Here is a 453-nt window from a genome sequence, read left to right on the forward strand (position 1 = left end):
CTTGCACTTGGGGCGGCTATGATCCTACCGCTCGGTCCACAAAATGCTTTTGTGATGAATCAGGGCATACGTCGTCAGTACCACATTATGATTGCCTTACTTTGTGCTATCAGCGATTTGGTCCTGATTTGCGCCGGGATTTTTGGTGGCAGCTCGTTATTTATGCAGTCGCCGTGGTTGCTGGCGCTGGTCACCTGGGGCGGCGTAGCCTTCTTGCTGTGGTATGGTTTTGGCGCTTTTAAAACAGCAATGAGCAGTAATATTGAGTTAGCCAGCGCCGAAGTCATGAAGCAAGGCAGATGGAAAATTATCGCCACCATGTTGGCAGTGACGTGGCTGAATCCGCATGTTTACCTGGATACTTTTGTTGTACTGGGCAGCCTTGGCGGGCAACTTGATGTGGAACCAAAACGCTGGTTTGCACTCGGGACAATTAGCGCCTCTTTCCTGTGG

1 protein-coding gene is annotated in these 453 nt (G+C 50.8%); it reads left to right on the plus strand.

Features of this window, described 5'->3' with window-relative positions:
• On the plus strand, positions 1 to 453 hold a 453-nt coding region (gene argO, locus ACEWB7_RS17710), incomplete at both ends, for an arginine exporter ArgO (RefSeq protein WP_411581047.1).

Source organism: Acinetobacter sp. NIOH-H-8, from assembly GCF_046635365.1.
Classification (GTDB): domain Bacteria; phylum Pseudomonadota; class Gammaproteobacteria; order Pseudomonadales; family Moraxellaceae; genus Acinetobacter.